We start from the raw sequence: 26,827 nt of genomic DNA, 5'->3' as shown, positions 1-26,827 counted from the left end.
CCCCGGTTCCAGGGCGCTGAAACCATCGTGAAACCGCGGTGAATGCGCCCTGCCGCACTCTCTGCGGCATGACGACAACGACATCGCACTCACTCGCCATCGTGGCCAAGGGGCTGCGCAAGGCCTACGGGGACAAGACGGTCCTCGACGGCATCGACCTCGCGGTGCCGACCGGTACCGTCTTCTCCCTGCTCGGCCCGAACGGCGCCGGCAAGACCACCGCCGTCAAAATCCTTTCGACCCTCATCACCGCCGACGCCGGCGATCTGCACGTCGGCGGACACGACCTGGCCACCGACCCGCATGCCGTACGGGCAGCGATCGGCGTCACCGGGCAGTTCTCCGCCGTCGACGGCCTGATCACCGGCGAGGAGAACATGCTCCTCATGGCGGACCTGCACCACCTCTCCCGCGGCGAGGGCCGCCGTACCGCCGCCGAACTCCTTGAGCGATTCGACCTGGTGGAGGCCGCGAAGAAGCCCGTCTCCACCTACTCCGGCGGCATGAAGCGCCGCCTCGACATCGCCATGACGCTGGTCGGCAACCCGCGGATCATCTTCCTCGACGAGCCGACCACCGGCCTCGACCCGCGGAGCCGCCACAACATGTGGCAGATCATCCGTGAACTCGTCTCCGACGGCGTCACCGTGTTCCTCACCACCCAGTACCTGGAGGAGGCCGACGAACTCGCCGACCGCATCGCGGTGCTGAACGACGGCAAGATCGCCGCCGAGGGCAGCGCCGACGAGCTGAAGCGGCTCATCCCGGGCGGGCACGTGCGGCTGCGGTTCACCGACCCGGCCGCGTACCAGTCCGCCGCCGTCGCCCTGCGCGAGGCCACCCGGAACGACGAGGCGCTGTCGCTCCAGATCCCCAGCGACGGCAGCCAGCGCGAACTGCGCGCCATCCTCGACTGGCTGGACTCGGCCGGCGTCGAGGCGGACGAGCTGACCGTGCACACCCCAGACCTCGACGACGTGTTCTTCGCCCTGACCGGCGGGACCAACGTCACCAACCAGCCCAAGGAGACCGTCCGATGAGCGCCCCCCTGACTCCCGCCCGCCCGACCCGGATCTCCCTCGCCGTACGCGACTCGAACACGATGCTGCGCCGCAACCTGCTGCACGCACGGCGCTACCCGTCCATGACCCTGAACCTGCTGCTCACGCCGATCATGCTGCTGCTGCTCTTCGTCTACGTCTTCGGAGGGGTGATGAGCGCGGGCATCGGTGGCGGCGGCGCCGACCGCTCCGACTACATCGCCTATCTCGTCCCGGGCCTCCTGATGATGACCATCGGCTCCACCGTGATCGGGGCCGCGATCTCCGTCTCCATGGACATGACCGAAGGCCTCATCGCCCGCTTCCGCACGATGGCGGTCTACCGCGGCTCCGTCCTCGTCGGACACGTCGTCGGCAGCGTGCTTCAGGTGCTGGCCAGCCTGGTTCTCGTCGGTGCCATCGCCGTGGCCATCGGCTTCAGGTCCACGGACGCCTCGGCGCTGGAGTGGCTGGCGGCGTTCGGGCTGATCGCGCTGTTCACACTGGCGCTCACCTGGATCGCGGTCGGGATGGGCATGGCCAGCCCGAACCCCGAGGCGGCCAGCAACATGGCAACGCCGCTGATCCTCCTCCCGCTCATCTCGAGCGCCTTCGTCCCCATCGACGCGATCCCGGGCTGGTTCCAGCCGATCGCCGAGTACCAGCCCTTCACGCCCGCCATCGAGACTCTGCGCGGCCTGCTGCTCGGCACCGAGATCGGCAACAACGGGTGGATCGCGATCGCCTGGTGCGTGGGCCTGACCGCGCTCGGCTACCGCTGGTCCACGTCGCTGTTCAACCGCGACCCGAAGTAACCGCCATGACAGCGCGGGCCGCCTCCCGCAGCTCGTCCCGCCCCAGGGCGGCGTACTCCGACACCGCGTCGGCGTATGCCGCCCTGTCGGCGTCCTCGGCCGCCTTCCGTGCACGGTCCGCCGACATCGTCGGCTGGAACGAGCGCAGCGCCCGCAGCCGTTCGGCCAGCGCGATCATCCGTACGGCAGTGGCGTCACCGGACGCGAGACCCGCCATGCCAAGGGCGTGCAGCACCGTACCGAGCACCGGGAGCTCCATGGGCGAGCCGGACGGGCCGGAGAGCAGGCTCGTCAGCCCCTGCCGCAGCCGGTCGAGCGGCTCCGCGACGAGCTCGAGACGGCCGGCGTGCGCGTGCGCGGTCACCGCCACCGCCAGGATCTCCAGCACCCACCGGTCGAAGAAGGGGTCGCCGCCATGTATCGAGCCGACTGCGGGCAGCGGCTGCACGGCGCTGCGCCACAGGCCCAGCCCGACCTCCGTCAGTCCGCGGGCGAGCGCGATCTCGGCGCGCCCGAGGAGGTCCATGCTGTAGTCGTCCTGCTGCGTGGTGGTGGCGCCCTCCGCCTGCCGCAGCCAGTACTCGGCCTCGTCGGGGTCACCGCGCTGGAGGCAGGCGAGGACGAGGCCCCAGCGGATGCCGATGAGGTCGTGCTCGTCGCGGAGCCGCAGCAGCGCCTGGAGCGCCGCCTTGAGGTGTCCGTACGCTTCCTCGCCCCGCTCCGTCTGCAAGCACAGCTCGCTCAGCCGGGAGTGGCCCATGACCTGCAGGAACGGACTGTCGGCGGGCCCCAGTGCGACGATGATCCGCCGAGCCGAGGCGAGTGCGCGGTCGATGTCGTGCTCCGACTCCCAGACGTAGGTGGCGACGCACTCGGCGGTGCCGGCGAGCAGCGGCTGCTCGCTGTCGCAGAGCTTCTGCAGCACTTCGTAGTCGGGCGGCAGCATCTCGGGGACCGCGTTCAGCACCAGCGCGATGGCGCGCAGCAGCGTGTCCGGCGGGGCCGGGGGCAGCCGCCGGAGGGTGACGAGCTGGCGTATGGCGACCGGGCCGTAGCCCATGAACAGGCTCGTCGTGCACAACACCGCGGCGGCGCGGGCGACTTCGACGTATTCGGGCTCGGGGTGGTAGTGGGACAGCGGCGGGCCGGTGTCCGCGGCGAGGGCGGCGAGGCGGGGGTAGCTGGAACCGATGGACCACAGGGCGGAGAGGACGGCGGTGAGAGCGGCGGTGGTGGGGCCGTCCGTACGGGCCAGGGCGTGCCGCAGGGCCAGCACGAGGTTGTCCTGCTCGGCCCTGATCCGCTCCAAGTCGGTCAGCGGTTCCGAGCGGAAGAGCCAGTCGTGGTTCGCGACCCCGAAGTCCCGCGCCCAGCCGAGGAACCGGCCGACGGCCTCGTCTTCCTCACCCGCCTCCGCGCCCCGGGCAGCACTGAACTCCCGTACGGTCTCCAGCATCCGGAACCGCACGCCGGCCGGGGTGTCGGCGACGGTGAGCAGCGACTGATCGGTCAACTGCTCCAGCAGGAACAGCGCGTCCTCGCCCAGCACTTGCTCCGCCGCTTCACCGGAGAAACCGCCGGGGAAGACGGACAGCATGCGCATCGCCGCCCTGGCGTCCGGCCCCAGCAGGTTCCAGCTCCACTCCACGACCGCGTGCAGCGTGCGATGGCGCTCCGGCACGTCCCGCGCCCCGCCGCGCAGCAGTGCGAACCGGTTACCGAGGCGGCGGGCGATGTCCGGGACCGACAGCACCCGCACCCGCGCCGCGGCCAGCTCCACGGCGAGCGGCAGCCCGTCGAGGTGACGGCACAGTTCGGCCACCGCGTCCGGTGGCAGCTCCACGCCGGGCCGGGCGGCCCGGGCCCGCTGCGTGAACAGCTCCACCGAGGTGTCGAGACCGAGCTCCGGCAGCGCGTACACCGCCTCCGAGGTGAGGCCGAGCGGGGCCCGGCTGGTGGCGAGCACCCGCAGGTCCTTCGAGGACGAGACCAGGGCCCGTACGAGGTCGGCGGCGCCCTGGATGACCTGCTCGCAGTTGTCCAGCACCAGCAGCGCGGGCCCGGAGCCGAGCGCGCCGATGATGCCGGGCACCGGGTCGGCCGCGGCGTGGCCGCTCACGGCGCCCGGCCGCATTTCGCCCGCACCGAGCGCGGAGGCCACCTCTGCGGCCACGTCCGCGTCCGAGGTGACACCGGCGAGCGGCACGAAATGCACCACGCGCTGCTCGGCCCGGCGGCTGACGGCGTAGGCGAGCCGGGTCTTGCCGAGGCCGCCGGGGCCGACGACGGTGACGGCGCGGGAGGTGTGCAGCAGCCGCTGCACCGCCGCGACGTCCTCGTCCCGGCCGACGAGCGGGTTCGGCTCGTGCGGCACGCCGTGCCTGACCACCGGCGCCTCGCCGCGCAGGAGCTCCTGCTGTACGGCCTTGAGGCCGGCGCCCGGATTCGTCCCGAGCTGATCGCGCAGCTGACGGCGGTAGGCCTCGTACCGTGTCAGCGCGGCGGACGGGCCCACCGTCGCCGCCTCGCAGCGCAGCAACTCGGCGAGCACCTCCTCGTCGCGTGGATGCTCCGCGGCGGCCGCGGCCAGCGGCCCGGCCGCTTCCGCGTGCCGCCCCAGCCGGGCGAGCGCGAGGGCCCGCGCGCGGACGATCGCGTCGCGGACGGGGGCGCGCTCGCTGCGCAGCGCGACCACGGGGTCGTCGCTGTCGCCGCCCCCGTCAGGGGTGCCCTCCCACAGCGCGAGCCCGGCCTCGGCCGCGGCCAGCGAACCCGCGTGGTCCCCGGCCCTGGCCCGGTCCGCGCTCGCGGCGGCGTGCAGCAGCAGAGCGGAACTGTCGACCTGCTGCTCGGTGAGGGTGAGCCGGTATCCGGTCGGCGTGCTGGCGATGACGTCGGCGCCCAGCTGCGCCCGCGCCCGGGACACGAGGACCTGAAGCGCCTTTCCGGGCCGCTCCGGCAACGCGTCCGGCCACAGCCCAGCCACCAGCCGCTCGGCGCTGCAGCCCGTGCGCAAGTCACCCGCGAGCAGCGCCAGGAGGCCGCGGAGCCGGGGCGCGGTGACTTCCTGTCCGCGACAGGCGACACGCGGCAGCAAGGTCAGGTCGGTGGTCACCCGTGCAGATTAGCCAAGGTCGCGCACCACCCGAACTCCCGTCGCGGTCAACACCCTTGGCATGTATCGCTTCTGGCTGGCATCGGCTGGTCACAGGCTTGTGAAGTCAGGCCGGGCTCGCGAGCCCGGAACGTCCGGGCAACGGGAAGCGTGCGGACAAAAGCGCTTGCCTCACCGGCGCCGGTCGCGAACGATCTGGTGCTGTGACAAGCGCCGGAGACGCACACGGCTTTGACGGACCTCGGCCGCTGGCGCTGGTGACCGGCGTCGGCCGCACGGTCGGCATCGGCGCCGGCACGGCTCGCCAACTCGCGGCGTCCGGCTGGAACATCGCCTTCACGTACTGGACGCCCTATGACCAGCGCATGCCCTGGGGCGTCGAGGAGGGAGCGACTGACGACATCACCCGAGAGCTCACGGCGCGCGGCGCGGACACGGTGGCCGTCGAGGCCGACCTCACGGATCCGGACGCGCCCGCCCGCATCTTCGACGAGGCCGAGCGTCACCTCGGCGGGGTCACCGCCCTGGTGATGTGTCATTGCGAGTCGGTCGACTCCGGCCTGCTCGACACCACGGTCGAGAGCTTCGACCGCCACTTCGCGGTCAACGCCCGCGCCACCTGGCTGCTGATCCGCGAATACGGCCGCCGGTTCACCGGCGCTCCCGGAACCGGACGGGTCATCAGCCTCACCAGCGACCACACCGTGGGCAATCTTCCCTACGGAGCGAGCAAGGGAGCCCTGGACCGCATCACCATGGCCGCCGCTCGCGAGCTCGCTCACCTCGGCGTCACCGCCAACGTCATCAATCCGGGGCCGGTGGACACCGGCTGGATGTCCGACGAGGTGCGCGAGTACGTACGTGGCCAGACACCGCTGGGCCGCCTCGGCGTCCCGCAGGACACCGCCCACCTCGTGGACTTCCTCTGCTCACCGCAGGGCCAGTGGGTCAACGGACAGCTGCTGATGAGCAACGGCGGCCTCGCCTAGCGCTCCTGCTGACGAGGACTCCCCGGTTCTGCGCCGATTCCTCCGGACGTCCCTCTCCACGCCGGAACCCGACATGCTGGGACCGGACCACGCGAGGGACGGGCGGACCACAGCCCACCGGTGAGCAGCGAAGGCGCCTCTCTGTGCCCGCCGACATGAGCGGGGACGCTGCCGCCGTCTCGACCGGCCGGCCGTACGCGTCCGGTGCCGCCGGCCTTGAGCGCAGCCCGCCGGATCGGTCAGGAATGAAGAAGCGCCGGTCGGCGAACCGCACCTAGCGTGATGGCCATGGCATCCATCGAATCCGTCACCCTCGGCGTGGCCGACCCCACGGCCGCCAACCGCTTCTACACCGCCGCCTTCGGGCTGGACACGCAGATACGCCTGCGGGCCTCCAAGGCACCGACGACCGGCTTCCGCGGGTTCACTCTGTCGCTCACCGTGTCCCAGTCGGCGACTGTCGACAGCCTCATCGACACCGCCCTCGACGCCGGCGCCACGCCGCTGAAGCCTGCCGCGAAGTCGCTCTGGGGCTACGGCGGTGTCGTACAAGCCCCGGACGGGACGATCTGGAAGGTCGCGACCTCGGCGAAGAAGGACACCGGCCCTGCCACCCGTCAGATCGAAGAGATCGTGCTCCTGCTGGGAGTCGCGGACGTGGCCGCCAGCAAGCGGTTCTACGTCGGCCAGGGCCTTGCTGTCGCGAAGAGCTTCGGTCGCATGTACATCGAGTTCGCCGCCGGACCGAGTCCCGTCAAGCTGGCGCTGTACCGACGTCGTGCCCTTGCCAAGGACGCCGGCGTCTCTCCCGACGGCAGCGGATCGCACCGGCTCGCGATCGGCGGCGCGGCCGGGCCTTTCACCGACCCGGACGGCTTCGCATGGGAGGCCGCGTCGCTGACGCCCGCGCCCTGATGTGGCACTGTTGTCCGCCCTGCCCGGCAGCCGATCACGAGACGGCCGTCGGGTGAACCGACCGTTGGCGACGGAGACTTTCCCGGAGGAAGGGACTCCTGACGAAGTGACTGGAGGAAGCATGACGGGCGCGCCGCCGCGTGGGCTTGAGGAGCGACTGCGGGACACTCGCGCACGGCTGGAGGGCGACGTCGATCTCTGGGTCGCGACGTCGGGCTCCCCGGGCGGCGTCCACCTCATCCCGCTCTCGTACCTCTGGGACGGGACCGCGTTTCTCGTCTCGACTGCGCGTGCTTCGATCACCGGCCGCAACCTGCTGGCGGACAGCCGGGTGCGCCTCAGCCTCGGGCCGACGCGCGACGTCGTCGTTGTCGAGGGCACCGCCGAGCCGGTGGACATCGCAGGCCTCGACCCGGAGACGGGCGACGCGTTCGCGACCAGGACCGGTTTCGATCCGCGCGAACTCGACGAGCCCTACCAGTACTTCCGGATCCGGCCGCGGCGCATCCAGGCCTGGCGGGAGGCGAACGAGCTGCAGGGACGCGACCTCATGCGCGACGGCCGCTGGCTCGGCTGACCGCCGCCCGTCCCCCGGCGTCGGTGCAGGGGTGGCTACAGCCCGAAGAGCCTCGCCCCGTTCGTGTAGCAGACCCCGCGCAACCACTCGTCACCCAGTCCGAGCCGTTCAAGGACTTCGAGCTGGTGGACGTACGCATAGGGGATGTTGGGGAAGTCGGAGCCGAGGAGAATCCGGTCGCCGAGGTCCGCGAGCCGGCCGAGTTCGGCCGCCGGGAAGGGGCTCAAGCGCTCGCTGAAGTCCGTGAACACCATGGTCGTGTCCAGACGCACCTCGTCGTACCGCTCGGCCAGGTCCAGGAAGTCGGTGTACTCCGGCATCCCCATGTGCGCGACGATCAGGGGCAGGCGCGGATGCCGGGCGAGGAGCCGTGCCACCGGCTCCGGACCGGTGTGTTTGCCGGGCGCGGGACCCGAGCCGCAGTGCATGACCACGGGGACTCCCGCCTCGGCCAGCATCCCCCACACGGGGTCCAGCAGTTCGTGAGTGGGGTCGTACGCCCCCACCTGCACATGGGACTTGAAGACCCGAGCACCCGACTCGACCGCCGCGCGCACGTACTCCTCCACGCCCTCCTCGGGATAGAGCGTGGCCGTGTGCAGGCAGTCGGGCGTGCGTTCCGCGAAGTCGGCGGCCCATTCGTTCAGCCAGGATGCCATGCCGCCCTTGTGCGGATAGAGCATCGCGGTGAAGGCGCGCACTCCGAACTGCCGCAGCAGCGCGACCCGTTCGTCTTCCTCCTGCCGGTAGGTGATGCCCCACTCGATGCCGGTCATCGGGCCGACCGCGTCGAAGTACTCCCACACCTTGCGCAGGACCCGCTCCGGCATGAAGTGCGTGTGCACGTCGACAAGCCCGGGCACCCCGATACGTCGCCGGAAGCTCTCGACAGCCTCGACCTCACCCACGGGGCCGATTCCTCTCGGCGTCGCCGCGCGCGAGGGCGACCATGCGAGGGAATGGCGGCTGTACGAAGGGCGCAGTCATGCCCTCACTGTCACGTAGACGCGACGGCAGAACAACCCGCCGTCAGCCTGACCGGGGCCGCGCTCAGGTTCGTCGACTTCGGCGCCGATACGGCGACTGTGCACCTGCACGCCGAGGGCTGTCGGTCACGCCCTACCAGGGCACTCGTGTCACGAGCCCCTAGGGTGATCGGATGTTCAACAGGATTGAGGTCAGAGCGTTGCCGCCGGGGCCTCGGTGGGCCGCCCAGTTGCAGTTGCGGATCGACGGCGAGGATGTGGTGGCAGAGGTGGTGGGCGGGGGAGGCCGTGGCCCGTTCGCGGAGAAGATGCTGCCCGCCGACGGCCGCAGCCCGCTGTGGGCCACCGGAGAGGGGCGACGGGTGGTGGTGGGGGAGCCTGAGTGCACCGGCGGATGTTGCGGTTACCTCTCGGTGTTCGTGCAGCGGCACGGGGGCGTCGTGGAGTGGTCAGACTGGCAGGTGCCCGGCGACGAAGCGCGGCCCCCGGCATTTCACTTCGACGCCGACCAGTACGACGCCGAATTGACCCGGGCTTCGGCGGACCGTTCGTCGTGGCACCTCTCCACGGAGTGATGCTGCAGACCGGCTCTCACGCGATGGCGTACTCCTCAGTTGGCGGTGGAGGCGGGGTCGAGGGCGATACCGGCAAAGCTGTGCAGACCGGCCTTGTGGGCGAGGATCAGGCGCGGAAAAAGTGTCCCGCAGCCACTCCTTCCGGATGCTGGCCGGAGCCCTGACCCTCCCCGCGTTCGCCGTCTCCGCCGTCGTCGTCGCGCTCGTGCCCCTCCTCCTCGAACGCGGCTACTCCACGACCGAAGCCGCCCGTGCGCTCGGCCTCGGCGGCGTCGGCCAGACCCTGGGCCGCTCCCTGTACGCGACCATCGCCCGCCGCACCGGCACAGCGACCCGCACGACCGCACTGATCGCGCTCGGTGCGCTGACCACAATGTTCCTCGCGCTCGTCCCCGGACCGTACGCCCTGCTGGTCGCCCTGTCCGTCGTGGCCGGAATGGAGCGCGGCACCCTCACCCTCCTTCAGACCACCGCCATCCCCGACCGCTGGGGCACCACCCACTACGGCCGTCTGTCCGGGCTGCTCGCCGCGCCCACCGCGGCAACCTCCGCACTGGCCCCCTTCGTCGGCGCCGCCTTGGTCGCACCCCTGGGCGGCCACCCGCGGGTGTTCGGACTTCTGGTACTGGTCGCCGGACTCGCCGCCCTCGTCACCTTCGGGACCAGAGGCGCCGCGGGGCCACATGAAGTGCGTCGAACCGCGCCGGCCGGCTCTGGTGCGGTGACGGTGCCCGGTCGGATGACCAGGCACGAGTGGTGCTGTGGGCTTTACTTTGAACAGCGGCGGCGGTCCGGCAGCCCGGCACCCACTCCCCGCAATGAGGGGGTGGGACGCCGGACCGCCGCACTCGTTGTCGGGCGAAGGCTGCAGTCAGGGGAACGGCTCATGGCCGCCGGACAGGGGAGCAACCCGTGACCCGTGGTCGGGAACGGACGGCTCCGCCGCCGTCCCGGCGGGGCCGGACTGCGGCTATCGCGCCCTCGCTGCCCGTAACGGCTTGCTACGCGTTCTTCGGCTCCGCCTGCTGCACCACTTCGAAGGACCACAGCGTGGATCCGCTCGCTGCCGGCTTGGGACGCTCACCGCCCTGGGCGTCACCGCCCTGGTGGGCCGCCTTCATGGGGCCCTCCATCCATGCCTGGAAGGACTCCTCGTCACGCCACCGGGTGTAGACGAGGTAGCTGTCGGTGCCCTCGACGGGGCGGAGGAGTTCGAACCACTCGAACCCGTCGGAGTTCTCCACGGCGTGGGCTCGGGAGGCGAAGCGCTTCTCCAGCGTCTCGCGCTGCTCGGTGGGGACGGTCAGTACGTTGATCTTGACTACGCTCATGTGACCCATCCTGGCCTATGACGGCCGGCAGACGGAGATCGGCTCGTACGTCACGCGTCTTCGAGGGGCCACATGCCCTTTGGTCGGGGTCGGAGCGCAGAGGGGAGGAACGGCAGCGCGTACGTCCGGCGAATCCCAGCCGAGCGAACTCGTTCGCGAGATCGTTCGAAACCGTGGCAGCATGTGCGGCATGACGACGAACCGAAAGGTCCATGCCGCGTAGCCGGCCAGGGCACGTCCGGACCGGCTCCTCCCGCCGCCGGACACCAGACGCACAGCCGGTCATCGACGGCTTGTCCTCGCGTGCACTGTCCGAGATCTTCCGTCTCGAGAACACCCGCAATTATCTGCAGCCAGGAGACGTCAGCGCGGCCGTGCGCCTGTGGAAGGACTACGTCCATCGTCCCGAAGGCCAGCTGTGGCACGACTACGAGTGGGGCAACGTGCACTGGTACTGCTGCGCCAGCCCTCTCGAAGCCCGCGCGCTTCTCGACACCGTGATGCAGGCCGTCTCACCTCGAAGCGCCCGTGAACTGCGCCGGATCGTCAGCCGGTTCGACGCCGTCTGGAACCGACCGGCACGGGCGGAACGGGCCTGGCCGCCGTCAAGGTGATCCGGCCGCCGAGCCGGCGATCGCTCGGCCTGACCCCGATTCTGGATGCGGTCGACTCCCACCCGGAGCCCATGCAGGTACTGCGTCACCGCGGACTCGCCACATCCACTCCGACCGGGGGCTGGCGCCCCGAGCCCTGCGGGACCTGGAGCGAGTTGTCGCCGAGGGCCGCTTCGCCGGCGTCGACCCGACCGTCGCCCTGTCCGCGCTCGGCGGGTCCCTGCTGTCCCAGGTGGTGCCGAGCTTCGCCCGCCCGAGCTCGACACCGACGAGGCGGCCGCCAGCCTGGCGGCGATGGTGCTGCGCATGCTGGGGATTCCCGCCGCCGACGCCCGCGACATCGCCCGTCGCCCCCTGCCCGACCTGGCCTGACCGCGGGTAGCGGCCGGAGGCGCTCGGGAGGGGGCACAAGGGCCGGGCTTCAGCCGACGTGCGTGTGGTGCAGTTCCGTCGAGTCCGCTCCCTGTGCGACCGCGTCTTCCGACCGGCGCTTCCCCGCGCCGGAGCGGCCGGGCAGGACCGCCAGGACGATCAGGGCACCGGCGGCCATGACGACCCCGCCGACCATGCTGGTCTGGGCGACACCATGGGCGAATGCCTGATGGACGGCGTCGACGAGGACCTGGGCCTGCTGCGGCCCCGCGGCCGGATCCTTGGCGACCTGCTCGGCGACGGCCAGGCCGCCGCCCACCGAATCCTTGGCGGTGTCGAGGGCCGCGGTCGGCAGCTGACCGCCGACCAGGCCGGTCAGCTCGTCGCGGTAGCTCGTGCCGAGGAGTGAGCCGAGGACCGCGATGCCGAGGGAGGCGCCGAGTTCCAGGGCGGTGTCGTTGGCGCCGCCGCCGACGCCCAGCTCGGTCTCGGGGAAGGAGTCCATGATGGCGTCCGTGGCCGGGGACACGCTCAGTCCGATCGCGAAACCGAGCATCATCATCGGCGCCAGGAAGTCGGTGTACGTCGAGCTCTTGTCGACCTGCGTGAGCAGGAGGACCCCTGCGGTGCCGATCACCATGCCGGCGACGACCGACGTCTTCATGCCGAACAGCGGGGTCAGTCGGCCGGTGAGAGCGGCGCCGACGAAGACCGCGCCGGCCAACGGCAGCAGCCGTACGCCGGTCTGCAGCGGGACGTCTTCCACACCAGCGTGCCGCCCGGCCCGCTCGGCAGGGGCCTGGAAGCGCACCTGCTGGCCCTGCTCGACAGCGTCACTCCGGGATCTGGGCCGACGACGGCACGAGCGCCGCCACCGCGGCGCTGATCGCCGCGGGCGTCGACACAGGCGTCGCGGCCTCGACGGTCCACCGCCTGCGCGCCACCCGGCCCGGCAGACCGTAAGAGCACCCCACCTCTCCAGGAGTCCCCATGTATCAACGCCCCGTGGACCACAGGCCTCTGCGGACGAACGTCATCGCCGCCGCGGCTCTCCTCACGCTGGCCTTCCTCGTCGCCTCGGCCGACCGTTTGACGACAGCCTGGGTGGAGGCCCGCACCGCCAAGGCGTTCCAGGAGGGCATGGACATCCCGCTGCCGCCGGAGGTCCACGTGCGCGGCTTTCCCGTCCTGACCCAACTGGTTGACGGCACCCTGAGCCACGTGGACATCACCGCGCACGACATACCGGCCCAGGGAACCGGGCGTCCCCTACCGGTGACCGAACTCGCCCTCCGCCTCGACGACGTGCGGAATCCGACGACGACAGTGCGGCACGCGCGCGCTCGGCGGAGGCCATTGCTCACCTGTCGTACACGGACGTGTCGAACGCCCTCGGCGTGGAGATCTCCCAAGGCGCACGTCCCGGCCAGGTGAGTGCGGCCGTCCTGCTGCCTCCCGGCGACGAGGTCACCGTGACCACGAGCGTCTCGGCGGCCTCCGGCAACAGCATCGCGTTCAAGGACTTCCACGTCACCGGGGGCGGCTGCCGGCCGTAGGGGAAGAACTGCTCAACAAGGCCTGGGACGAGCCGATCCAGCTGCGGAACATCCCCGCGGGCCTGCACCTGCGCACCGTCACCACCACGGCAACCGGCCTGAGCGCCCACTTCTCGGGCCACTCGGTCACGTTCCGTCCGGACCGCGCAAGTGAAGCCGAAGCCGAACCGGATCGGGCATCGGCGGAGGATCTGCGCCTGGGCTGAGGTGAGGGTGCCTCCTTGGCCTCGACCCCGGCGTCAGCAGCGGATGGCGCCCTTGGGCAGGCGTGCCTGGCCCACCCCGCCCGGGTACACCGAGGACGATCACGCGCGCGTGGCGATCACGGTCCCTCCTCGGGGCGTCAGCGCACGCGACCTGGACGAGGAGCAACGCCACGGGCTACGGCGGCTGCTGTGCCTGTACACCGGCCGGGCTCCGCAGGACCTTGCCGAGGACTACGGCGCCCACTACGCCAGCGACAGCTTCCTCGACGAGGTCCACTTCAGCTGGGCCGACAGCCTGGACGCCGGCGAACCGCACCCCTACCGGCTCCACGGGCCCAGGGCATCCTCGTCGAGTACGACAAGACCCAACGGCAGGCCAACCACGCCCACTCGGTATGACACGACCCGGCCTCCGACTTCGGCTTGGACGTCCTCGCGGAACACCGGCACGGGCGGCCCACCACTGACGGTTCGCACGGCCGGGTGACCCAGCCGGAGTTCCGGATACGATAAGGCCGAAATTCCTGTTTCGGAATGCGTGCGCGCAGTGGACCTGGTCGAAGGGTGACCGCTTCATGGCTTCGGAGGCCCAGCGGGTTCCGGGAAGTCCCGCTTGGTGGGCGAGCCGGACGCCCGCCCCCGCGTACCGGCGCGGGCGCCCTCCGATGGACGTCGGGCGGATCGTCGACACGGCTCTGAAGCTCATCGATGAGGTCGGGATCCAGGCGCTGACCCTGCGGATGCTCGCCGACGCCCTGGACTCGGGCACGGCGACGCTCTACCGGCACTTCGATGGCAAGGACGAACTCCTCGCCCTGGTCGCCGACCGGATCCTGGGCGAAGTCCGCGTCCCGCCCGAGGAGTTGGACGGACTGTCCTGGCGGGAAGCCGTGACCGTCGCGGCCGAGGCGTTCTACGGCACCCTGTGCCGGCACCCCCACGCGCTGTCCTTGCTGGCGGCCCAGGTTCCCGTCGGCCCCAACGGTCTCCGGGCCAGGGAACGGCTCATCACGCTGTTCCTGAGCCATGGCTTCCCGGTCGGCCTGGCCGCTCGTGCCTTCACGGCCCTCGGACATTACGTGATCGGCTTCGCCATCCAGCAGCACGGCCCCGGGACACCCCGTCCCGAGGAGCAGTCACAGCTGCGGGACTACTACAACGCGCTTGACCCGGACTCCTATCCCTCCACGACGGCTGCGGCCGACGAGCTGACCTCCGTACCGCTGCACGAGGAGTTCCGATTCGGCCTGGACCTGCTCCTCGACGGGTTGGAAAAGGTCAGACGCAACTCGTCGCAGGAGCCTGAAGAGGTCAGGGGGCATGCCAGGGGGCATTGAGCCCGCCAGTACGTGTGGTCCCGTGCGGCATGGGTGTGGTGTCGTCCTCCGTCGCCGACGACCGTGGTCCCCAAGGAGCATCCTGCCCTCCGGGATCGCGGTCGCGCGCCGGCGTTGTCGACGGGTTCACCGCTCAGTACCAGCCGATCCAGTCGAGCCTGGCGGTCTCGTCACCGCCCGCAAGGCAGCATGACAAAGACGCCGCCCACCTCCACCAGTGCCCGGCTCACCCCCATGCGAAGACCGGGAGCCGGACGATGGCGCCGGGAGAACGCCAAGGTGCGGCCGGGGTGGCCGTTCAGCCGGCGATCAGGACGGGGCGGGGGCCTGCCGGAGCCGTCCACGCCTCGCCGACCCGGGAGAGGGGGTAGGCCTGGGCGTCCACCTTCACCTTGCCGTCGGCGATGAGCTGGACGTACGTGGAGACCTGGTGGACATAGCGGCGCATGTCGAAGGAGCCGATGCCGCTGCCGCTGAGGCGGAAGGGGCGGCTGCGCAGCAGCGAGGCGGGCACGGTGGCCTGTTCGCCGGCCGCGCCGCCGATCTCCACGTAGCTGGTGGCGCCGCCGGGAATGTCCGCCAGCGCCTGGAAGGCGGACTCGGCCGCGCTTCCCCACAGGAAGTCCAGAACGAGGTCGGGCGCCTTGCCGTCGAGGGCCGCACCGATGGCCGCCGCGTCCGCCTCCTTGGAGCCGACGATGTGGACGGTCTCGGCGCCGAGGCCCGCCACCCGCATGAGGTCGTCCGCGCCGCGGCCGACGCCGATGATGCGCGGCACGCCGAGCGCTTGGGCGTTCTGCACGGCGAGACCGCCGGCCGCCCCGGTCACCCCGAGGATCATCACGGTGTCCGGCGTGCGGTGCTCGTCCACGTGGCCGGTGAGCGGCATCCAGGACGACATGCCCGGGTTCATGCCCGCCGCCACGGCGACGGGATCGGTCCCGCCCGGAAGCGGGAGCGCCATGCTGACCGCCATCCGTTCGGCGAACGTGCCCCACGGCTCCTCGACGTCACCGGTGTACACCAACGTGCCGTCAGCGGTGCGGGCCACCGCGTCCACGCCCGGCACCAGCGGGAACTGCCCGGTGCTGCTGTAGTGCCCGCCGGACGCCTTGGCGCGCACCACGGGGTGGATCGCGGTCGCGACCAGGTCGACGATCCGCCGGCCCTCTCCGGCCTCGGGATCGTGGAAGTCCCGGTCCTCGGGCACCGCGCCACCCGCCGTTGCCACTACTGCTGCCTTCATCATCTGCCTCCAGGAGGAGTGGGCGCGCCTGCTTTACGGATACATGGTAACCATAAAAAGGGAAGGGAGTCGCCGTTGAGGGAAGAGAGATGACTCCCCTCGCCACCGGCCGCCGATCGGACCGAAGGTGACGGTGCCCCCGGTCGAGTCGTCATCGCTCGCGCCCGGAATGGCCCGTTTTGAATCGGGCGGGCAGGGCACTCCGCGATGACGACGGACAGGACACCGAGCGCGGGAGGTTCGAATGGCGGTACGCCATCGTCTGATCACGGCCAGCCCACAGACGGTGTGGGCCGTTCTTGCCGACGGTGACCGGTACGCGGAGTGGGTGGTGGGCACGTCGGACTCGACCCCACTGCGGGGACGCTGGCCGGACAAGGGCGCGGCGATCACCTACGAGGTCCGGCTGGGTCCGGCCCGGCTGACCAACGAGACCGTGGTACGGCGATGCGAGGAGGGGACCGCGCTGGAACTCGAAGCCCACGCCGGATGGCTGGGCACGGCGCGGATCGCCATCGAGCTGCGCCCCTGGGGCGAGCACTGTCTGGTGATCGTGGACGAGCATCCCCTGCGGGGCGTCGGCGGGACGCTGCACACCGTGGGGACCGAGGCACTGATCCAGTTGCGGCACCGCGCGATGCTCCCCCGGCTCGCCAAGGTGTGCGAAGGGGACGCCGAGCGGCGCGAGCATGGTGCCGAGTCGCACGCGGGTGCGAACATCGGCCCAGCGGAGAGCGGCCATGCCTGATGCGGTGGTGATCGGGGCCGGCCCCAATGGACTGGTGGCGGCGAACCTGCTCGCCGACGCGGGGTGGAGCGTGACCGTCCTGGAGGAGCAGACGGAGGCCGGCGGTGCCGTGCGCCACGACCGAGGCGTCGACCCCGCGTTCGTCAGCGATCTCTTCAGCTCCTTCTACCCACTGGCCGCGGCCTCCCCGATCCTGGCCGGGCTGCGCCTGCAGGACCACGGGCTGCGGTGGAGCCACGCCTCGCACGTGCTGGCGCACCCGCTGACCGACGGCAGCTGCGCGGTCCTCGACCGGCGTCTCGACGTCACCGCGGACTCGCTGGAGGCCTTCGCGCCGGGCGATGGAGCCGCCTGGCGCGGTCTGCACGAGGTGTGGCAGGGCGTGCGGGAGGACCTTCTGCGGGCCCTGTTCACGCCTTTCCCGCCGGTGCGTGCCGGGGCGCGCCTCGCCCTACGCCTGCGGGGGGCGGGAGGTCTGCGTCTGGCGCGCAGCCTGCTGCTGCCGGTGCGGCGCATGGGCGAGGAGGAGTTCCGGGGCGAGGGTGGCAGGCTGCTGCTGGCCGGCAATGCGCTGCACGCCGACCTGGCGCCGGAAGCCGCGGGCAGCGGCGGCTTCGGCTGGCTGATGTCGATGCTCGGACAGACCTACGGTTTTCCCGTTCCGGTCGGCGGCTCCGGTGCCCTCACCGCAGCGCTGACCCGCCGGCTGGACACGCTGGGCGGCACCGTGCGCTGCGGGCAGCGAGTCGAGGAAGTCGTCGTCCGGCAGGGACGCGCCGTAGGCGTGCGTGCCGCCGGCGGCGAATCGGTCCCGGCCCGGCGCGCCGTGCTCGCGGACGTGTCCGTGCCCGCTCTGTACGGCGAACTCGTCGCCGAGGAGCACCTCCCCGCCCAGCTGCTGGACGACCTGCGGCGCTTCCAATGGGACTTCGGCACGTTCAAGGTCGACTGGGCCCTCGACGGCGCGGTGCCGTGGCAGGCCGCGCAGGCCGCCCGGGCCGGGACGGTCCACCTGGCCGACGGCGTCGACGAACTCACCCGCTTCGCCGCGCAGATCGCCATGCGCCAGGTCCCCGACCGCCCCTTCTCCCTGTTCGGCCAGATGACGACGTCCGACCCCTCGCGCTCGCCGACCGGCACCGAGTCCGCGTGGGCGTACACCCACGTGCCCCGCGAGGTCGGCGGCGACGCGGGTGCAGAGGGCCTGACGGGCAGCTGGGACGCGAGGGAACAGGAGATCATGGCCGACCGCGTCGAACGTCAAGTCGAACGGTTCGCCCCCGGCTTCCGCTCCCTGATCCGGGCCCGCCGGATCCTCGCTCCGCCCACGCTGCAGTCACTCGACGCCAACCTGGTCGCCGGAGCCATCAACGGCGGTACCACCGCCCTTCACCAGCAGCTTCTCTTCCGCCCGATACCCGGTACCGGGCGGCCGGAGACCCCTGTGGGCGGCCTCTACCTCGCGTCCGCGGGCGCGCATCCGGGCGGCGGGGTCCACGGGGCTCCGGGCGCGAACGCCGCACGCGCCGCACTGCGTCGGCGTCTGCCACCGGGCGGGAGCAAGGCACAACGCATCCTGGCCCGCCGTGACCGCACCGGCTCTCGGCGTGCGCACAGCGACCGACAGGCGGACGACGGATGAGCCCCGCGCCGAGCGGGCACAGCGCGCCGAACGAGCGCGTTGTCCGGTGTACCGGGCCGGTCGGCAGACCCGGGCACCCCGGGCAGCGGCAGCGGGCGCCAGTCGTGGGCATGGGGCCGGCCCCACCGGCCTGCGGGAGGACCCTTCCGTGCCACACCGTTGGAGGCGAACCATGACCATGAAAGGCGACGGGCCCGACCGTGACCATCAGCGGCCTGAAGGCGTCACCGACGAGACGGTGGAGGCTCTCGGATCACTGTCCAAGGCGCTGGAGACGACCGAGCGCGCCCGCGGCCACCTCTACAGCTTCCACCAGCTGACCGGGACCGCGGACTTCGAACTGGACCGGGCGGTGCGGCTGCTGCGTGAGGCCGGTCGTCCCGAGTGGGCCGAGATGGTGCGGACGCAGGTCCTGGGCCGCAACGTCATTCCGGGGCACTGGACCTTCCAGATCGTCGAGGCCTACGACAGCACCTACTACCAGCCGTTCAAGGACCTCGCCCATGCCGCCGTGGAGGAACTCGCCGACGGCCGCGACCACCTGTACGAGGCAGAGCTGAAGGAAGCCCGCCGCACGGTCGGCCACCCCGATCACACCGCCCGTTCGGACACCACGCGCGAGCCCGACACCTCCGCACGGGAGCGGAACCAATCGACGACGGACCTACGGCAGGGGACGCCACAGGCGTGAGCCGCATCCGGTGCGGGGCCTTGGCCGGAAGCGGAGGATGAGCCCGGACTGAACGGGGCGTCGGCACGAAGGGAACGGCCCATGACACGCAGCCCGCTCGAGAACCGCACCGTGGTTGTGACGGGAGCCGCCCGCGGGCTGGGGGCGGCCCTGGCCCGGGACCTGTCACGTCGCGGGGCCCGGCTGGCCCTGCTCGGCCACGAGAAGGCCGGGCTGGAGGACGTCGCGGCATCCCTGTGGACGTCGGCCGTGGCCGTTGAGGCCGACGTCACCGACGGGGAGGCGCTGGCCCGGGCCGCGAAGGAGGTACGGGCGCGTCTGGGCCCTGTCTCGGCCGTCGTGGCGAACGCCGGCATCTCGCAGGGCGGCCCGTTCGCCGCCTTGGACCCCGCCGACTGGCGCCGGGTCATCGACGTGAACCTGACCGGCAGCGCGCTGACGGCCCGCACCTTCCTGCCGGACCTCATGGAGACGGCGGGTTACTACCTCCAGGTCGGCTCACTCGCCTCCTTCGGCGCCGCGCCCCTGATGAGCGCCTACTGCGCCTCCAAAGCGGGCGTCGAGGCCTTCGCCCACGCCCTGCGCGCCGAGGTGGCCCACCACGGAGTGGCCGTGGGGGTCGCCTACATCAACTGGACGGACACGGACATGATCCGCGACGCCGACCGGTACGCGGTGCTGCGGGAACTGCGCGCCGCCATGCCCGCGCCCGCTCGCCGCGTGTATCCGGCCGACCGGGTCGCCGCATGCCTGGCCTGGGCCGTGGAGCACCGCCGTACCGCCGTCTACATGCCCGCCTGGCTGCGCCTCGTCCAGGCGGGGCGTGCCGCGCTGCCGCCCGTCGTGCTACGCGTGTCCCGGCGTCGGCTGCCCCGACTCGAGGCCGACGCACCCTTCCGCTCCACCGGCCCACTCGGAGCGGGCGGACGCGCCGACCAGATGGCGGCACGTGAGGGTGTCCGGCCATGAGGAACGCGTGGACCGCCCTTTCAGGGGCGGGGGCGCAGTTCCGGAGCGGTCGGCGGCCGGCCGGTGAGATTGGTGATCAGCTCGGCGCACAGGTCACGGAGTTTGATGTTGCGGTGCTGGGAGGCTGACCGCAGGATGCCGAAAGCCTCGTCGGCGGAACAGCGGCGCTGTCCCATGACCACACCGAGGGCCTGGTCGATGACGCTGCGGGAATGCATGGCGGTCTGCAGCTGGTCGGCGAATTCCTGGGTGTCGGCGATGCGTTGGGCCAACGAGATGGCGCCGGTGGCTTCCGCGGCGAGTGAACGCAATGCCGTGAGATCCGCTTGTCCGAACGCGTCCGGCGGGGCCGCGTAGAGGTTGATGGCGCATGCGGTGTGCGTGTGGGCGGCGATCGGCAAGGAGAGGGAGGAGCGGATCCCGCAGGCCGCGGCGTAGGGGGGATAGTCGCCCCACCGGGACTCCTGCAGCATGTCCCGGACGAGCAGTTCCTCGCCGGTACGCAAAGCCTGCAGGCAGGGGCCGTCGTCCTGGCCGTACTGCTTCTCGTCCAGCTTCGTGGCCACGGTTCCGGCGCTGACCACGGTCAGCGGCCGCCCGTCGCGTTCCAGGGTGAGGCCGGCGCCTTGGACGCGGGACAGCTCGAGGGCGGCGTCGGCCAGTGTCTGCAGGAAGTCTTCCAGCGAGTCGGTCTCCAGCAGCCACTGGGTGAGGTGACTGTTGCCATATGTGTCGTCGGCGCTCATCTCAGGTTCCTTCACGGGGCCGCGGCCCTCGTCGGCGTCTCGTCGTGCCACCGGGGCGACGGAGTCCAACGTCCGAAGGAAACCTCCAGTGCGGCCGCCACTGACACCGGCGCAGTCACCGGCGTAGCGGGCGTCCCTACTTCGAACGCTACGCCACCGGAGCGCAGGTGGGGCGATCACCGCCACGCCTATGCCCGCCGGCAACGGATGGATTCGAGGAGTCACCCCGAGGAAGGCGCGGCACTGTGGCAACCCGTGCACGTCCGCGTCGATCGAGGGTCTCGAATGACTCAGCTATCCGGCTCCGGTCTCCAGTACTGAGGGCCGGAACCCCGCCAGTCGATGAGAGGGGAGTGAGGCAGCTCGGCGGCATCGATGTCCAACCCGGCGCGACGAAGGAACTCGGCGATGTCGGAGAGGTTGTGGGCCAGGCCCAGGATCTCGCCGTCGACGCGCACGCGCCGGCCGCCCGTCGGTGACGGCGGATACACGATGACGCGCAGCTGTCCGGCCATGGCTCCAGGATCATCCGAGCCGCACCGGCCCGCATCCGCGCAGTTCACGCGAGGATGCCCGACTTGCGTCCCTGGGTGGGGCGGTGGCACGCCCCACCTCGTCGAGGGATCCTCACCATGCCGCTGTCAGGGAGAGGAAGAGGACGCTGGTGTGTCGTCGGCTGAAGGTCCCACGTCATCCGCCCCTGGCAGGCGGGGAAACAGACGTTCCTCGAGAGCGTCCATGGCGAAGAGGAACGCCATCATCAGGGCGGGCGCGAGCAGAACGAGCAGGATCACAGGACCTCCCGGGGGATGGTCGGCCTGTGCAGCCGATGGTGCTGCTTCCCAGGATGGGGCCGTATGGGGGAGTGCGCATGTCATGCGCGGAGGCGCGGCATGTGTTAAAAGCGCCGCCGGCGCGAGACCCCAGACCGTCCCGTGACGTCCCGGGCCGGCCCCGTCGCTGAGCGCGTCGATCGACCCTGTCGCTCGGCGGCGAGGCGGCCGCCGTACGTGGCTGTGGCCGCGCTTCCGCGACGGCTACGACCCCCGCATCATCGCCGTCCTGCGTCGACTCGATCAGCCACCGCGTCGAGGGCACAGCCAACCGCAGCGCTCAGTCACAGCCGGCAACGCCGTCGCGCGGTTGCTGCCGGGCCCCTCCGCTGCTGTTTCCCTCCTGGTGGAAGATTCGGTCGACGACCTCCGCGGCTCGCTCCGGCTGCTCCTCGAACCAGTTGCCGAGGTGCTCCCGGACGGCCTCCCCGTCACAAACCCGCACATCGTTGTTGCCCAGCAGTGCGCGTGTGGCGCCCAGGAACTCGGGACGGTCGAGCTTCACCGACACGACCCCCGTGAGGTTGTGGCCGATCCGGTCGGCGCCGGGCTCGGGGTCCGCCGCTGCCGGCAGCCCCCGTTTCCGCGCGTACGCGGTGACCGCGGCCGCCACTCCGTCGCGGAGGCCGTCAACATGCGTGCCGCCCTGGGCAGTGGCCCGACTGTTGACGAAGCTGCGTATCCGCTCCTCGCGCAAGCCGCTCCACAGGAGGGCCACCTCCATGGTGCCCGCCATCCGCGGGTCCTCCCGCTCGAAGCCGATGACGTCCGGATGGAGGTCCGCCCCTGCCTCCGCGTCGAGGGCGGCCACGAAGTCCCGCACTCCGTCCGGGAACCGGAACAGCACCGCCCGGGGCTCGCCCGCCGGGCGTTCGTCGGTCAGTGAGATGCCCAGGCCGCGATTGAGGAAGGCCACCTGCCGGAAACGCTCCGCCAGCACGGCGAACGAGCACCGCGTCGTATCGAAGATCTCGGTGTCGGGCCAGAAGGCGATGGTCGTCCCGATCCCGGTCGCGGGCCCCACGGCGGCGGGCGGGGCGAGAGCGACACCGCGCGCGTACTTCTGCACCCTGCGGACGCCCTTGCACCGCACCTCGGCCGTCAGCCGGCTCGACAACGCGTTGGCGACGAAGAGGCCCGAACCGACATGGCCCACGGCCGCGATGTGCCGGCCGCTGGGCTCGGGCCCGGCGGAGAACCCGGTCAGCAGCGCTTCGAGGCCCGGCCCGCCGGTGTCCCCGACGGCCTCGAGGGGAACTCCCGCTCCGTCGTCGGCGACTCGCACGCCGCCGTCGGGCGTGAGCGTGACGTCGACGGAGCCGCCGCCCCCGGCCAGGACCTGGTTCACCGCCCGGCCGACGGCCTCGAACACCAACTGATGCACACCGCGTTCGCCGATCGAGCCGACCCACATCCCGGGCCGCTTCCGAACGGCTTCCGGCCCCTCCAGCACCTCGATCCGGGCAACGTCGTACCCTGCGCCTTCCCCACTCACGAAGTCCCCTCCCATGGCATCCGGCAGACCTCCCCACTTTAGGCAGAATCCAGGAAAACACCAGGTCAAAGCCCTTTCGCTGAGGCCGTGGACGGGCGAGTGAGAGCGCGCCGGAGAGCGGTCGGCTGAGAGGTCAGGCACCACACCCGGAACATGCCCCTGGGCCCGCCGACGCCGCCTACGGCCCCGTTCCGGGTGCCCCTGAGGTCTCCAATTCCGTGAGGATCACAGCCAGCCCCGCTGGGCGCGTTGGCCGCCGCTGATCGCCTCGCGTAGCCGCCTTCCCGTATCGGCGCTCTGCTCGGGAGTGGAGGTCAACACCCCGTTCTCGGCCATCAGCGCAGGAAACTGCTGGCGCTCGTAAGGGACGCCGGTCGGCAGTCCTGCGATGTGCCAGTGCACGTGGGCGTTCCCCTGCCGGCTTCCCAGCGACAGCAGATACTGAGCCTCGAGATCCATGGACCCTCGCTCTCCAGCGCCTTGCATGAATCAGCAACGTGGGGGCTCAGGCACGGACTTGTGTCCTACTGAGCCGTCCGGAACCGGTCCGTAGCCGCCAACAGTGCCTCCGTCGTGGCATCCCCCGACAGTCCGTGCCCCTCCTCGTCGATCAGTACCAGCTCCGCATCCGGCCACACTTGCGCCAGCCGCCACGCGACGTCCGGGGGCCCGCTGATGTCCATCCGCCCGTGGATCATCACGCCGGGGATGCCGGCGAGTTCACCGGCGTCGCGCAGCAGCGCCCCGTCCTCCAGGAAACCGGCGTGCCGCCAGTAGTGCGTGACGAGACGGGCGAAGCGCAGCCGGAAGTGCGGGTCCTCGAAACGAGGGTCCGGCTTGTACCCGCGGTGAGTGGACACGTGCACGTCCTCCCATCGGCACCACTCCCTCGCCGCCCGATCCCGTACGGCAGGATCGGGGTCTTCGAGCATCCGGGCGTACGCCTCCACCAGGCTGCCGTCGCGCTCCCGCTCCGGTACGGCGTCGCAGAACCGGGCCCATTCCTCGGGAAAGACCCTCCCCATGTCCCGGGTGACCCAGTCCACCTCGCGGCGGGTGGTGTTGGTGACGCTGAAGAGCACCAACGCGGATGCGTGCCCGGGGTACTGCTCGGCGTATGCCAGCGCGAGGGTCACACCCCAGGAACCGCCGAGGACCAGCCACGCGTCGATGCCGAGGTGCTGCCGCAGCAGCTCGATGTCGGCGATCAGATGCGGGGTGGTGTTGGCGGCGAGCGCGGTCTGTGGATCGGCGGCGTCCGGCGTGCTCCTCCCGCACCCGCGCTGGTCGAAGAGCACGATGCGGTACGCCGCGGGGTCGAACAGCCGGCGCCAGAACGGTCCCGCCCCGGATCCCGGTCCGCCGTGCAGGACGAGGGCGGGCTTACCCGCGGGATTCCCGCAGGTCTCCCAGTACACGCGGTTGCCGTCGCCGACGTCGAGCATGCCGTGCTCGTACGGTTCGGCAGGGGGATATAGCTCGGCCACTGAGACGCACCACCCTTCTCATATCTGACAGTGCTGTTAGATTAGCCGCATGAAGCATCATCCGGACCCGGCCGCCGTAGGCGCCCTGCTCCGCCATGTCCTCGAACTGCTCGACGGTGACGTGGCCCAGGTCTACGAGGAGCTGGACCTCGCCGAGTACCGGCCCCGCTTCTCCCCGGTCGTACGGGCTCTCCTGTCCGAAGGCCCGCTGCCGGTCCGCGACCTGGCCGCGGCGGTGGGTGTGACGCACTCGGCCGCAAGCCAGACGGCGGCCCAGATGGCCCGCGCCGGCCTGGTCACCCACACCCCGGATCCGCTGGACGCCCGCCGTCGGCTGATCGAGCTCACGCCCAAGGCTCATGCTCTAGTGCCGCAGATCAAGGCGGAGTGGGACGCGACGGTGGCGGCGATGGCCGAGTTGGACGCGGAACTCTCGATGCCGCTGGCGGAGCTGCTGACGGAGGTCGCGGACGCGGTACGCCGCCGCCCGTTCCGGGAGCGGATCGCAGCCGCGTATCGGCAGGAGTCGGCACCGCGCCACGGGTGACCAGCCAGCACGCTCGCTCGGTCATGTAAAGAAATCTTGACACCATGTCAATGTTGCTTTACATTCACGGTATGCCATTCGAAGAGAAGAGCGCGTGGATCATGGCGGTCCTCGCGATCGGCACATATGCGGGTTACGGCGCCGTCATTCTTGGGCGGGCGGGAGGCGTTCCCCTCGCCGACGTGGCGTACGTGTCGACGATGCTGTGGGCTGTCGGTGCCTCGATAGCCGCGTCGATCGTGCTGCACGTCCTCGTCGCGACGTTCTCGCCGAAAGACGCCCGCAAGAAGGACCAGCGCGACAAGGAAATCATTCGGTTCGGCGAATACATCGGCCAGTCGTTCCTCGTCGTGGGCGGAGTGTCGGCCCTCGGCATGTCGATGGCCGAGCTGGACCACTTCTGGATCTCCAACACCATCTACCTGGCGTTCGTCCTGTCCGCGATCCTCGGGTCCGCCGCCAGGATCGTCGCCTACCGCCGGGGCTTCCAGCCGTGGTGAAACCCAAGTCGAAGCCCAAGCCCACCACCCGAGTCACGAACTCGATCCGTTCCCTCCGATTCACGCACGGAGAAATGACCCAGGCGCAATTGGCGGACCTGATCGGTGTATCCCGCCAAACCGTCATCGCCATCGAGCAGGGCCGCTATTCGCCCTCCCTGGAAATGGCATTTCAGATCGCCAAGGTGTTCCAAGTCCCGCTGGACGACGTGTTCCAGTACTCGGACCACGAAGAGGAGACACCATGAAGGCAGTTGTTCAGGACACGTACGGCCCGGCGGAAGTCCTGGAACTCAGGGACATCGACAAGCCGGAGCCCGGCCCCGACGACGTGCTCGTGCAGGTGCTCGCGGCAGGAGTGAACCCGGCCGACTGGCACTGCATGACGGGCCTGCCCTACCTGATGCGTCTGATGGGATACGGCCTGCGCGCGCCCAAGAACCGCGTCCGCGGCCTGGATGTCGCGGGACGGGTCGAGGCGGTCGGCACGAACGTGACGCGCTTCCGTCCGGGCGACGAGGTGTACGGCGTCTGCGACGGCTCCTTCGCCGAATACGCGAGTGGTCGGCACGACAGGCTGGCACCGAAGCCGGCCAACCTCACGTTCGAGCAGGCGGCGGCCGTTCCCATCGCTGCCTTTGCCGCCCTCCAGGGCCTTCGCGACAGGGGAAAGGTCCGGCCAGGGCACAAGGTCCTGGTCATCGGCGCGGCAGGAGGCATAGGTACGTACGCCGTGCAGTTGGCCAAGGCCTTCGGGGCGGACGTCACGGGCCTGTGCAGTACGACGAAGACGGAACTGGTCCGGTCGATCGGCGCGGACGACGTCATCGACTACACCCTCGAGAACTTCACGGACTTCACGGACGGGGCCCGCCGCTACGACCTCGTCCTCGACACCGCGGGCAACCGCCCCTTGTCCCTCCTCCGACGCGCCCTCACCCCGGACGGAACCCTTGTCCTGGTGGGCGGCGAGGGGGACGGGCGATGGCTGCAGGGTGTGGACCGCACCCTGCAGGCGATGGTCCTGTCGCCGTTCACCAAGCAGAAGTTGCGCGGCCTGATGTCCGCGGAACGCAGCGCGGACCTTGAGTTCCTGACACAGCTCATTGAGGCCGGCCAGGTCACGCCGGTCATCGAGAGGACGTACTCGCTGGGCGAGGTTCCGGAAGCCATCCGGCATCTGGAGCAGGGCCACGCACGCGGCAAGATCGTCATCACCATGTGAGGCGACGTGTCGTCGCGCCCGCGCCGTGGCGGAGCATGGCCGTCCGGCCTGAGGACTGTCGCAACTCTGCGCACCCCCGATGACGTGGTGCTGGGAGGTGCCACGGGTCGACCGCACCGCCGCCCGTATCCGTCGGGAGATGCCGCGGTCGACCGCGCCGCCGCCGCCCGCCCGTGAAGACGGGCGTCGAGTTCGCACTGCTCCCGAATCCAATGCTGCGGATGAACAGCCCCCGGCGTTCACTCGTACCCCTTGTCGTACACGAGCCGC

The 26,827-nt window shown here is 70.8% G+C and carries 29 protein-coding genes and 2 pseudogenes; 21 read left to right on the top strand and 10 right to left on the bottom strand.

Annotation, left to right across the window (positions count from 1 at the left end; all coding sequences use genetic code 11):
* The first annotated feature begins 68 nt into the window (after positions 1-68).
* Both KUM49_RS21445 and KUM49_RS21440 read left to right on the top strand, forming a co-directional pair.
* Positions 69-1,040 (top strand): ATP-binding cassette domain-containing protein, encoded by a 972-nt coding sequence (locus KUM49_RS21445; protein WP_217238501.1) that lies wholly within the window; start codon positions 69-71, stop codon positions 1,038-1,040.
* Positions 1,037-1,855 carry an ABC transporter permease gene (locus KUM49_RS21440; protein WP_217238500.1) on the top strand — a complete coding sequence of 273 codons (819 nt, stop codon included), beginning with the start codon at positions 1,037-1,039 and terminating at the stop codon, positions 1,853-1,855. Before KUM49_RS21445 ends, KUM49_RS21440 begins: the two co-directional genes overlap by 4 nt.
* Here the strand turns inward: KUM49_RS21440 and KUM49_RS21435 are convergent.
* Positions 1,836-4,970, bottom strand: coding sequence for a BTAD domain-containing putative transcriptional regulator (locus tag KUM49_RS21435; protein WP_217238499.1), 3,135 nt, complete (start codon positions 4,968-4,970; stop codon positions 1,836-1,838). The two genes, KUM49_RS21440 and KUM49_RS21435, sit on opposite strands and share 20 nt — an antisense overlap.
* Before the next feature lie 203 nt (positions 4,971-5,173).
* Here KUM49_RS21435 and KUM49_RS21430 point away from each other — a divergent pair, with 203 nt between their 5' ends.
* The 3 genes from KUM49_RS21430 to KUM49_RS21420 all read left to right on the top strand — a co-directional run bounded on the left by KUM49_RS21430 (position 5,174) and on the right by KUM49_RS21420 (position 7,451).
* On the top strand, positions 5,174-5,959 hold the full coding sequence (locus tag KUM49_RS21430) for an SDR family oxidoreductase (protein ID WP_217238498.1): 786 nt from the start codon (positions 5,174-5,176) through the stop codon (positions 5,957-5,959).
* A gap of 288 nt (positions 5,960-6,247) precedes the next feature.
* Entirely contained in the window at positions 6,248-6,874 is a 627-nt protein-coding gene (locus tag KUM49_RS21425; RefSeq protein WP_217238497.1) for a glyoxalase, read from the top strand.
* Between the two features lie 121 nt (positions 6,875-6,995).
* Positions 6,996-7,451 carry a pyridoxamine 5'-phosphate oxidase family protein gene (locus tag KUM49_RS21420; protein ID WP_217238496.1) on the top strand — a complete coding sequence of 152 codons (456 nt, stop codon included), beginning with the start codon at positions 6,996-6,998 and terminating at the stop codon, positions 7,449-7,451.
* Between the two features lie 35 nt (positions 7,452-7,486).
* On the opposite strand, the gene KUM49_RS21415 is transcribed toward KUM49_RS21420, so the two are convergent.
* Complete coding sequence (locus KUM49_RS21415; RefSeq protein WP_217238495.1) at positions 7,487-8,359, bottom strand: amidohydrolase family protein; 873 nt, start codon at positions 8,357-8,359, stop codon at positions 7,487-7,489.
* 251 nt (positions 8,360-8,610) lie between these two features.
* Between KUM49_RS21415 and KUM49_RS21410 the strand changes: the two genes are divergently transcribed.
* The gene (locus KUM49_RS21410; protein WP_217238494.1) at positions 8,611-9,012 is read left to right on the top strand and encodes a hypothetical protein; all 402 of its coding nucleotides are present in this window, start codon (positions 8,611-8,613) and stop codon (positions 9,010-9,012) included.
* Positions 9,013-9,133: 121 nt separating this feature from the next.
* On the top strand, positions 9,134-9,928 hold the full coding sequence (locus KUM49_RS21405; RefSeq protein WP_217238493.1) for a hypothetical protein: 795 nt from the start codon (positions 9,134-9,136) through the stop codon (positions 9,926-9,928).
* A gap of 85 nt (positions 9,929-10,013) precedes the next feature.
* On the opposite strand, the gene KUM49_RS21400 is transcribed toward KUM49_RS21405, so the two are convergent.
* Positions 10,014-10,343, bottom strand: a complete 330-nt coding sequence (locus tag KUM49_RS21400) for an antibiotic biosynthesis monooxygenase (protein WP_217238492.1) — start codon at positions 10,341-10,343, stop codon at positions 10,014-10,016.
* Positions 10,344-10,636: 293 nt separating this feature from the next.
* On the opposite strand from KUM49_RS21400, the gene KUM49_RS21395 reads away from it, so the two are divergent.
* Positions 10,637-10,957 (top strand): hypothetical protein, encoded by a 321-nt coding sequence (locus KUM49_RS21395; RefSeq protein ID WP_254401573.1) that lies wholly within the window; start codon positions 10,637-10,639, stop codon positions 10,955-10,957.
* 53 nt (positions 10,958-11,010) lie between these two features.
* Positions 11,011-11,329 (top strand): annotated as a pseudogene (locus tag KUM49_RS48495) (TetR/AcrR family transcriptional regulator); the annotation flags it as partial.
* A gap of 49 nt (positions 11,330-11,378) precedes the next feature.
* Here the strand turns inward: KUM49_RS48495 and KUM49_RS21390 are convergent.
* A pseudogene (locus KUM49_RS21390) lies at positions 11,379-12,080 on the bottom strand (MFS transporter); the annotation flags it as partial.
* A 254-nt stretch (positions 12,081-12,334) separates the two neighbouring features.
* Between KUM49_RS21390 and KUM49_RS48490 the strand changes: the two are divergent.
* The 4 genes from KUM49_RS48490 to KUM49_RS21375 all read left to right on the top strand — a co-directional run bounded on the left by KUM49_RS48490 (position 12,335) and on the right by KUM49_RS21375 (position 14,428).
* Positions 12,335-12,763 (top strand): DUF2993 domain-containing protein, encoded by a 429-nt coding sequence (locus KUM49_RS48490; protein WP_308406689.1) that lies wholly within the window; start codon positions 12,335-12,337, stop codon positions 12,761-12,763.
* A complete protein-coding gene (locus KUM49_RS49850; RefSeq protein ID WP_302185462.1) occupies positions 12,760-12,885 on the top strand; it encodes a hypothetical protein in 126 nt (41 codons plus the stop codon). Before KUM49_RS48490 ends, KUM49_RS49850 begins: the two co-directional genes overlap by 4 nt.
* 315 nt (positions 12,886-13,200) lie before the next feature.
* The gene (locus KUM49_RS21380) at positions 13,201-13,578 is read left to right on the top strand and encodes a DUF3500 domain-containing protein (protein WP_217238490.1); all 378 of its coding nucleotides are present in this window, start codon (positions 13,201-13,203) and stop codon (positions 13,576-13,578) included.
* Positions 13,579-13,666: 88 nt separating this feature from the next.
* Complete coding sequence (locus KUM49_RS21375; RefSeq protein ID WP_217238489.1) at positions 13,667-14,428, top strand: TetR/AcrR family transcriptional regulator; 762 nt, start codon at positions 13,667-13,669, stop codon at positions 14,426-14,428.
* Between the two features lie 298 nt (positions 14,429-14,726).
* Here the strand turns inward: KUM49_RS21375 and KUM49_RS21370 are convergent, their stop codons facing one another.
* Positions 14,727-15,674: a zinc-binding alcohol dehydrogenase family protein gene (locus KUM49_RS21370; RefSeq protein WP_217238488.1), complete on the bottom strand. Its 948-nt coding sequence runs from the start codon at positions 15,672-15,674 to the stop codon at positions 14,727-14,729.
* 244 nt (positions 15,675-15,918) lie between these two features.
* On the opposite strand from KUM49_RS21370, the gene KUM49_RS21365 reads away from it, so the two are divergent.
* The 4 genes from KUM49_RS21365 to KUM49_RS21350 all read left to right on the top strand — a co-directional run bounded on the left by KUM49_RS21365 (position 15,919) and on the right by KUM49_RS21350 (position 19,724).
* A complete protein-coding gene (locus tag KUM49_RS21365; RefSeq protein ID WP_217238487.1) occupies positions 15,919-16,422 on the top strand; it encodes an SRPBCC family protein in 504 nt (167 codons plus the stop codon).
* The gene (locus KUM49_RS21360) at positions 16,415-18,064 is read left to right on the top strand and encodes an NAD(P)/FAD-dependent oxidoreductase (RefSeq protein ID WP_217238486.1); all 1,650 of its coding nucleotides are present in this window, start codon (positions 16,415-16,417) and stop codon (positions 18,062-18,064) included. Before KUM49_RS21365 ends, KUM49_RS21360 begins: the two co-directional genes overlap by 8 nt.
* A 172-nt stretch (positions 18,065-18,236) precedes the next feature.
* Positions 18,237-18,755, top strand: coding sequence for a hypothetical protein (locus KUM49_RS21355; protein WP_254401571.1), 519 nt, complete (start codon positions 18,237-18,239; stop codon positions 18,753-18,755).
* An 81-nt stretch (positions 18,756-18,836) separates the two neighbouring features.
* Positions 18,837-19,724 carry an SDR family oxidoreductase gene (locus KUM49_RS21350; RefSeq protein ID WP_217238485.1) on the top strand — a complete coding sequence of 296 codons (888 nt, stop codon included), beginning with the start codon at positions 18,837-18,839 and terminating at the stop codon, positions 19,722-19,724.
* A gap of 20 nt (positions 19,725-19,744) precedes the next feature.
* Here the strand turns inward: KUM49_RS21350 and KUM49_RS21345 are convergent, their stop codons facing one another.
* The 5 genes from KUM49_RS21345 to pip all read right to left on the bottom strand — a co-directional run bounded on the left by KUM49_RS21345 (position 19,745) and on the right by pip (position 24,285).
* Positions 19,745-20,470 carry a GAF and ANTAR domain-containing protein gene (locus KUM49_RS21345; RefSeq protein WP_217238484.1) on the bottom strand — a complete coding sequence of 242 codons (726 nt, stop codon included), beginning with the start codon at positions 20,468-20,470 and terminating at the stop codon, positions 19,745-19,747.
* A gap of 290 nt (positions 20,471-20,760) precedes the next feature.
* The gene (locus KUM49_RS21340) at positions 20,761-20,985 is read right to left on the bottom strand and encodes a hypothetical protein (protein ID WP_217238483.1); all 225 of its coding nucleotides are present in this window, start codon (positions 20,983-20,985) and stop codon (positions 20,761-20,763) included.
* A 598-nt stretch (positions 20,986-21,583) separates the two neighbouring features.
* Complete coding sequence (locus KUM49_RS21335) at positions 21,584-22,798, bottom strand: ATP-binding protein (protein WP_308406688.1); 1,215 nt, start codon at positions 22,796-22,798, stop codon at positions 21,584-21,586.
* A 225-nt stretch (positions 22,799-23,023) separates the two neighbouring features.
* Positions 23,024-23,257 carry a hypothetical protein gene (locus KUM49_RS21330; protein WP_254401570.1) on the bottom strand — a complete coding sequence of 78 codons (234 nt, stop codon included), beginning with the start codon at positions 23,255-23,257 and terminating at the stop codon, positions 23,024-23,026.
* 65 nt (positions 23,258-23,322) lie between these two features.
* A complete protein-coding gene (gene pip, locus KUM49_RS21325) occupies positions 23,323-24,285 on the bottom strand; it encodes a prolyl aminopeptidase (protein ID WP_217238481.1) in 963 nt (320 codons plus the stop codon).
* 49 nt (positions 24,286-24,334) lie between these two features.
* On the opposite strand from pip, the gene KUM49_RS21320 reads away from it, so the two are divergent.
* The 4 genes from KUM49_RS21320 (at position 24,335) to KUM49_RS21305 (ending at position 26,557) form a co-directional block, all read left to right on the top strand.
* The gene (locus KUM49_RS21320; protein WP_217238480.1) at positions 24,335-24,832 is read left to right on the top strand and encodes a MarR family winged helix-turn-helix transcriptional regulator; all 498 of its coding nucleotides are present in this window, start codon (positions 24,335-24,337) and stop codon (positions 24,830-24,832) included.
* Between the two features lie 71 nt (positions 24,833-24,903).
* Positions 24,904-25,332, top strand: coding sequence for a hypothetical protein (locus KUM49_RS21315; RefSeq protein ID WP_217238479.1), 429 nt, complete (start codon positions 24,904-24,906; stop codon positions 25,330-25,332).
* Positions 25,326-25,580 (top strand): helix-turn-helix transcriptional regulator, encoded by a 255-nt coding sequence (locus KUM49_RS49845; protein ID WP_308406687.1) that lies wholly within the window; start codon positions 25,326-25,328, stop codon positions 25,578-25,580. The genes KUM49_RS21315 and KUM49_RS49845 overlap by 7 nt, the downstream gene beginning before the upstream one ends.
* Positions 25,577-26,557, top strand: coding sequence for an NAD(P)-dependent alcohol dehydrogenase (locus KUM49_RS21305; RefSeq protein ID WP_217238477.1), 981 nt, complete (start codon positions 25,577-25,579; stop codon positions 26,555-26,557). Before KUM49_RS49845 ends, KUM49_RS21305 begins: the two co-directional genes overlap by 4 nt.
* Positions 26,558-26,827 lie beyond the last annotated feature (270 nt).

This window comes from Streptomyces sp. AC555_RSS877, assembly GCF_019049245.1.
Taxonomy (GTDB): Bacteria; Actinomycetota; Actinomycetes; order Streptomycetales; family Streptomycetaceae; genus Streptomyces.
Note: the sequence above shows the minus strand (reverse complement) of the source record. Positions and strands in the feature narration are given on the sequence as shown.